5 protein-coding genes are annotated in these 6,232 nt (G+C 60.2%); 2 read left to right on the top strand and 3 right to left on the bottom strand.

Features of this window, described 5'->3' with window-relative positions; translation table 11 throughout:
* The coding region (locus H5U08_RS08250; RefSeq protein ID WP_297032059.1) for an AAA family ATPase at positions 1 to 710 on the top strand (710 nt) is incomplete at its 5' end.
* A 217-nt stretch (positions 711 to 927) separates the two neighbouring features.
* Here H5U08_RS08250 and H5U08_RS08245 read toward each other — a convergent pair.
* The 3 genes from H5U08_RS08245 to H5U08_RS08235 all read right to left on the bottom strand — a co-directional run bounded on the left by H5U08_RS08245 (position 928) and on the right by H5U08_RS08235 (position 4,751).
* Positions 928 to 1,659, bottom strand: a complete 732-nt coding sequence (locus H5U08_RS08245) for a site-2 protease family protein (protein WP_297032057.1) — start codon at positions 1,657 to 1,659, stop codon at positions 928 to 930.
* A 519-nt stretch (positions 1,660 to 2,178) separates the two neighbouring features.
* Complete coding sequence (locus H5U08_RS08240) at positions 2,179 to 3,819, bottom strand: 4Fe-4S binding protein (RefSeq protein ID WP_297032055.1); 1,641 nt, start codon at positions 3,817 to 3,819, stop codon at positions 2,179 to 2,181.
* Entirely contained in the window at positions 3,816 to 4,751 is a 936-nt protein-coding gene (locus tag H5U08_RS08235; RefSeq protein ID WP_297032053.1) for a DUF362 domain-containing protein, read from the bottom strand. The genes H5U08_RS08240 and H5U08_RS08235 overlap by 4 nt, the downstream gene beginning before the upstream one ends.
* A gap of 198 nt (positions 4,752 to 4,949) precedes the next feature.
* Here H5U08_RS08235 and H5U08_RS08230 point away from each other — a divergent pair.
* Positions 4,950 to 6,232: RiPP maturation radical SAM C-methyltransferase (locus tag H5U08_RS08230; protein ID WP_297032052.1), on the top strand; the 1,283-nt coding region annotated here is incomplete at its 3' end.

Below are 6,232 nucleotides of genomic sequence, written 5' to 3'. Positions count from 1 at the left end.
CGGGGGTTCTCATTTCCGGTCCGGCGGGCGTCGGTAAAAGCTGGTTTCTGCGGTGGATGATTGATCAGTGGAGGAGTCCTCGGGCACTGGGAATTTATCTTTCGGCATTGGGGCGTTCCCGGGAAGTCTGGCTGGAAGAGCTCGCCGTTCAACTGGGCATCACCCAGCCATCCCGTCCGCCCGCCCGATTGTGGCGAGCCATCTCCCAGCACATCCTGGCCGCCTGCCTTTCTGATCAACCGTGTGTTCTCGCCGTGGACGATGCGTCTTCGGCGGAGCCGGCGCTGCTCCCCATGTTTTGGGCATTGGCCCAGATGACTGCCAGGGGACGCCATCCCACGCTGGTGCTGGCCGGCCGAGGGGAAAACCATCTTCTGGGCAGGGGGCCCTTCGCCGACTGGATCGACCTGCGGATCCCACTTGAGCCGTGGTCCGAGGAGGACGTGATCGGATTCCTGTGTTGCCAGCTCCAGAATGCGGGCCGAAACCCGGACGACGTGTTCACAAAAGCGGCGATGGAAGCGGTGGCCCGGCTTGCCGAAGGAATTCCGCGGCATGTCAACCGACTGGCGGAGTGGTGCCTGGTGGCCGCCGCAGGAGCCAACATTCGGCCCATCGACGGGGAATTGGTGGAAGAGGTCTACGACGAGTTCTACCGCCATCTGGACAGCGAGTGGGAAACGACCAAGAGCGTCACCGCAGCACCGTGACGTTGCTCCCACCCCGGCGAAAACATCCCTGGATGGAGCGACACACCGTCGCCCGTTCCCAAATTTACAGGTTTCGCGAGGAGTGGCGAGTGTCCAGGAAGCAGGCCGGAAAATCGGACCACCCTCGCTGGGCCGCCGGGATCCGCTCCGGTCTTTTCATGCGGACATCTGACTTAAGTGTGCGACTTTGGGACTGATCTGATCCGTGGTCTTCGGTTCACCACAAGCGTGGGCCGCGGAGCAGTTGATAGTTCATAAACGCCAAATACCCGAAGAGGATCGCCAGGAAAAAGTTGCTGGAGAGGGCAGCCCAAAACGCGATGCCTGCCCCCACCAGAAAAGAGACCTGCGCCGCCCGAAAAGTTCCCCAGCTTGGATCACGGAGCCCGAGAATCTCGCGGAGGATTTGACCGCCGTCGAGGGGAAGGACTGGAAGCAGATTGAGAATTCCCCAGCCCACCGTCACGAAAAAGAGGGAATTCACGAAATCGGTCATCCAGGGCTGACCGAGGTTGGTGACCACATAAACCCCGATCGGCCAGCCGACAAAGGCGGCCACGGGGTGGCCAAGAGCCAGAAGCACGGCTGCCAGGACCGCGGCGAGGAGGAAACCGGTGCCAGGCCCGGCCGCCAGGATGAGAATTCGCCCTGGAGCACGCGGCGGTCGGACGAATGCGTCCCGCATCCCGTACTCGGTGTATCCACCCAGACCGTAGAGTGTGATGCGAGGATAATATCCAAAGGCCCGCATTGTCAGGGCGTGGCCCAGTTCGTGGACGAGGACCGCTATGAAGACCGCGAGGACCCAGCCGACCAAACTGAAAAGGTCGCCTGCACTGATTCCCAGGAAAGCCGCCACAACCCAGAAAAACGGATGGACCCGCACCGGGATTCCTGCGATCGTGAAGTACAGGTCGTAGGGTGTTTCATGAGGTTGAAAGGAATTCACAACGCTCCCCGAGCAAGAAAGAAACTGTGTAACCGAATGGGCAACAACTCTTCGAGAACCATGTCCTGGGAAATAGGCCATTTTACCCGTTTCATTTTACAGGACCCAGCTACACCATGTGATGCAGCCTCGCTTTCCTCGGCGGCTGGAAAAAGGGCCCGAACATCGGCACGTCCTTGGATGCGTGAGATTCAGCCCAAAGAACTGCCTGTCACGGCCACCGTTTGACGTTGAATCAACCATTTTTCCATCGGACGGGACGAGTGCCCACCGTCTTACGGCGACTGCTTGTCAGGCTCTTTTGTTAATCTTGGATGGCCCTTCCCTGGTGGAAGTGATTCAGGAACCGCCCTTGGAACACGTGAGCGCAGGACACATCTATCGCAGTTCGGTTGGGGGGCAATCCATCAGTGGCCCCTACCGGGGGCTGATCGGTTCGCCGGTAACGAGGAGGATGGGCCGGCACGTGCCCGGTCTGAATCAACCGACCACCGGCTGTCCAGGATTGCGGACGCCGCTTCAGTACGGCAGCTCTTCTTCGCCTTCGACTTCCGGCAAAAGGGCCTGGTGGCGGGCGTGGCGGGTTTCGTTTGTCGTGATCACCCGAATACCGGGGGCATCATCAAGCGGACACACATATTCGCAGACACCGCAGCCGATGCATTTTTCCGGGTCGACTTTGGGCAGCTTGATTCGCCGTTTTTTCTCTTCGCGGAGTTCCACCTCGGTTTCCACGCAGTAGATGGCCTTTTCCGGGATGGGGCAGTGCTCTTCGCACACCACGCAATTCCGGCCGTACACATAGGGAATGCAGCGTGTCACATCGAACGCGGCCAGACCGATCTTGATCTGGTGTTTTTCCTCCTCTGTAAGTGGCCGGATCGCCTCCGTGGGGCACACATGCCCGCAGGCCGTGCAGGTGTAATCGCAGTATCCGATGATCGGCACCAGATGAGGCGTGAACAGGCCTTCCAGCCCGGCTTCTGTGATGGCAGGTTGCAGGCCGCCGGTGGGACATACTTTCATGCACATGCCGCAGGCCGTGCAGCGGGCGAGGAAGTCCGGTTCGGGCCGGGACCCGGGTGGGCGGATGAGGCGGGGATGATAGACCGAGCCGCGTCCCTGCGGCGTTGCCCGCAGAAACGCAAAACCCGCCAATCCTCCCGCTGCCGCCCAAAGCACGCCCCGACGGGTCAGCCCCACCGGCTGGACGGCGGGTTCCTTGCGCCAGACAGCCGGCTGGAACGTGAATGCACACGCATCGCGGGGACAGGTTGTCGAGCAATTCAGGCACACAAAGCACTCGCTGGGCTTCCAGCCCGTGCCAAATCCACTCGCCGAAGCCCCATGACACGCCGTGGTGCACAGCCCACATTCGTTGCAACTCTCCGCGGCGACCTTCCGGCGGAGCAAGGGCCATTTAGCGAGCAGCCCCAGCAGGGCCCCCAGCGGACACACATATCGGCACCAGAATCGCCGCCGGTAAGCATTGGCCGCCACAATGGCGATGAAAAAGGCGAGAATCAGCCCCGTCCCCAAAAACGCCTGCTTGGGAATGACAAACACGTGATTGCGGAGATACTGATAAGCCGGTTCCGTGACACTCGTCAGCTTGAAACCGCCCAACCGGGGATCTGCCTGATAGACCGCGTTGGCTCCCGTCTCAATGCCCCATTGGGCGGCCGGCAGGAGAGAGGTCGTCACCGTGCGATAGAGGAGGACCAGTGGATCAAAAGTGGTGATCCAGTGTCCTCCCATAAGGGCCATGACGAGTGCCCCGCCCAGGATGTAATACTTCGCTTTTTGCCAGGGCGAAAAAGTGTCACGGCGTTTGGCGGGCTTCTGGACTTTGTCCAGAGCCCAGCCCGTCACGGCATGAACAGTGCCCAGGGGGCAGATCCAACCGCAGAAAACGCGGCCCAGAATGAGGGTGAGCACGACCGTCACGAGTGAAAAGAGAGCCAAAAGCGGCACCGCGTGCGCCGCCAGGACCGTCATCACCAGGATGAGTGGGTCGGCCAGAAAATACGCTTTGAGCCACCAGGAGGGTGTTTCTCCGGGAGCAGGGCGGGTGGCGAGGATCAGCCCTATAAAGCCCAGCAGGAAAACAATCTGCACCACCCGCCGTATCCACCGGCGAAAGGGCAGACGTCGTTTCATGAAAGGGTGATCTCCTTGGGTTGCAGCGAGCGGTAATCCATGGTCCCCAGACCCACCTCATGCCCTTTCACGATGGAGCCGATGTCCGTCGGCTTGCGTCCCAGCATTTCCGCCCCGAAGGCATCCAGGGCGACGATGTCCGTTCCGGCGGCCAGCGTCAGCCGAACCGCCACGTCCTGGATGTTACCGCCCTTCGGACCATGAGCGAGCATGACCCGCGTGCAATCCAGCAAGCACAAACTTGGCCGCATGAACCGCGTAATGTCGGCGAGGCAGGTGGGAATATCCTGGTGGAAAACGCGGCGGTTTTCGATGACGCCCATGTAGTTTTTCATGCACAGCGTGGCCGTGGCCAGGACGTGGTGCTTGGCGATGGGGACGTTGATGACCACGTCGCTTTCCACGATCTCTGGATAAACGGGGATGGTTTTTACCCGCTCGCCTTTGATGTTCATTTCCCGGAAACGATCGCGGTCGAGGAAGATGACCTGCGCACCGGCCTTCCGGGCGGCGTCGGCGATCCCGCTCGAGGCGTAAGCCTTCTGGGGCAGATCGCAGGGATTGTCGCCGACTTTGACCACCTTGGCTCCCGCGTCCAGGCAGAGGCGGACGAGAGTGGCGACGACATCGGGATTGGTGTTGGCGGCCAGTTCCGGCGTGCGGTCCCACCCGATGTTCGGCTTGATCCAGACCACGTCCCCGCGCTTGACGAACCGAGACATTCCACCGAGAGCCGCCACAGCCTGCTCGGTGAGTTGCGTGGCGATCTTTGCGAATTCGGTGGGTGACTGCGGGGCTGGTCCCGTCCATTTTGTGATGGCCATCTTGGTTTCCGATGGCGCGGCCCAGCTCAACTGGGCAGGCAGCAAGAGTCCTCCCGTAGCGACCGCGGATTGCCAGAGAAACTCCCGGCGAGTCGATTTCGCGTGCATTGGTGATCCCCCCATGCAAAAGGAATGAGGCGAGACTCCGGTCAATCGAGTCCCCGACAGAATGCTTGCTCAGAGCGCAGGCAGGAAATTTGTGGTAATTCGGTACATGATAACCTGTCTAACAGCATATCCACCGCGGCGAGATTTTACAAGCGCGTATGTCAAAAAATAATAAACTCGCTTGACAGGCGAACGTGCGTGCGGATTCTCGTTCGTTCGCACGGCCGCGGTCATTTCCTCGGGTCCCTGCCGGACGGTTCAGTTCCCCGGATAGCGCCAGGTTGCTCGCTCGTCGATGGACGCTTCAAACAAGTCAGCCGCAACCAGTTCGCGAGGCAGGGCACCTTTTTGTGTCCTCAGCAGGGCGAAATCCGGGATACAATAGAGGCGGTACGCGAAGGCCGACGTCTGGCAGGGGAGACCCGCCGGTGCAGGGCGGAAGCTGGGAGCCTCGCGGCTGCGTTTGAGTTGGTGGGGTCGGCCCAGCGCGATGGGCAGCTTGTTGCATGGCTTTTCGTCCAAAAATCAGGGAACTGTTTCATGGAGCAGACGCGGGAAGTCGTTCTCGTCAATATGCCGTTTGCCAATCTGCGCTGGCCGAATTTGGGACTGAGTTTGCTGAAGGCAGCGGTCCAGCGCAGGGGGATTCCCTGTCGCATTCTGTACCTCAATTACGATTTCGCCGAGCAGATTGGCTACGACCTCTATCAGTGGATTGCCGACCATTTCGCGTTCACGCTGGGAGGAGAACGGCTGTTTTCTTGCCACTACTTTGGACGGTTTCCAACGAGCAACCAGGAATACATCGAGGAGGTCCTGCGAGCGGCTGATCCCGACTTCTCAGCCCGGGACGAAGATGAATTTACGCGGTTGACGAAAGAGGCAAAGACCTTTCTGGAAAGGGCGGCGGCCGCTTACCCGTGGCAACAGGCCCTGGTGGTCGGCTTTGCAACGACGTTTCAGCAGACGATGCCGTCTCTGGCCCTGGCCAGGCGAATCAAGGCCATCTGCCCCACGGTGACCATCGTCTTCGGTGGGGCCGCCTGCGAAGGGGAAATGGGAGTTGCCCTGGCCGAGAAATTCCCGGAAATTGACTATGTGTTTCTGGGGGAAGCCGATCATACCTTCCCTGAATTTGTCGCCCGACTGCAAGCGGGGCAGTTCCACGGTCCGCTTCCGCATGGGATTATATCCCGGCAGGATGTGCAGAAGTTTACCCAGCGTCGGGCCACTTCTTGTGCGTCTCCACCCTCGAGCACACTCCCCGTGCTGAATGGCCCGCAAGCCGACGATTTGCCGGACAGCACGCTTGTCGAGGATCTGGATCATCTCCCCTATCCGGACTTTGACGATTTCTTCGCCCGTTACGAAGCGAGCGACTTGCAGAGCTTCTTCGAGCCGGTGCTGTTTTTTGAAATGTCCCGGGGTTGCTGGTGGGGGCAAAAGCGTCACTGCGCCTTCTGCGGTTTGAACGGCCGATC

The organism is Thermogutta sp., from assembly GCF_014359955.1.
Classification (GTDB): domain Bacteria; phylum Planctomycetota; class Planctomycetia; order Pirellulales; family Thermoguttaceae; genus Thermogutta.
Note: the sequence above shows the minus strand (reverse complement) of the source record. Positions and strands in the feature narration are given on the sequence as shown.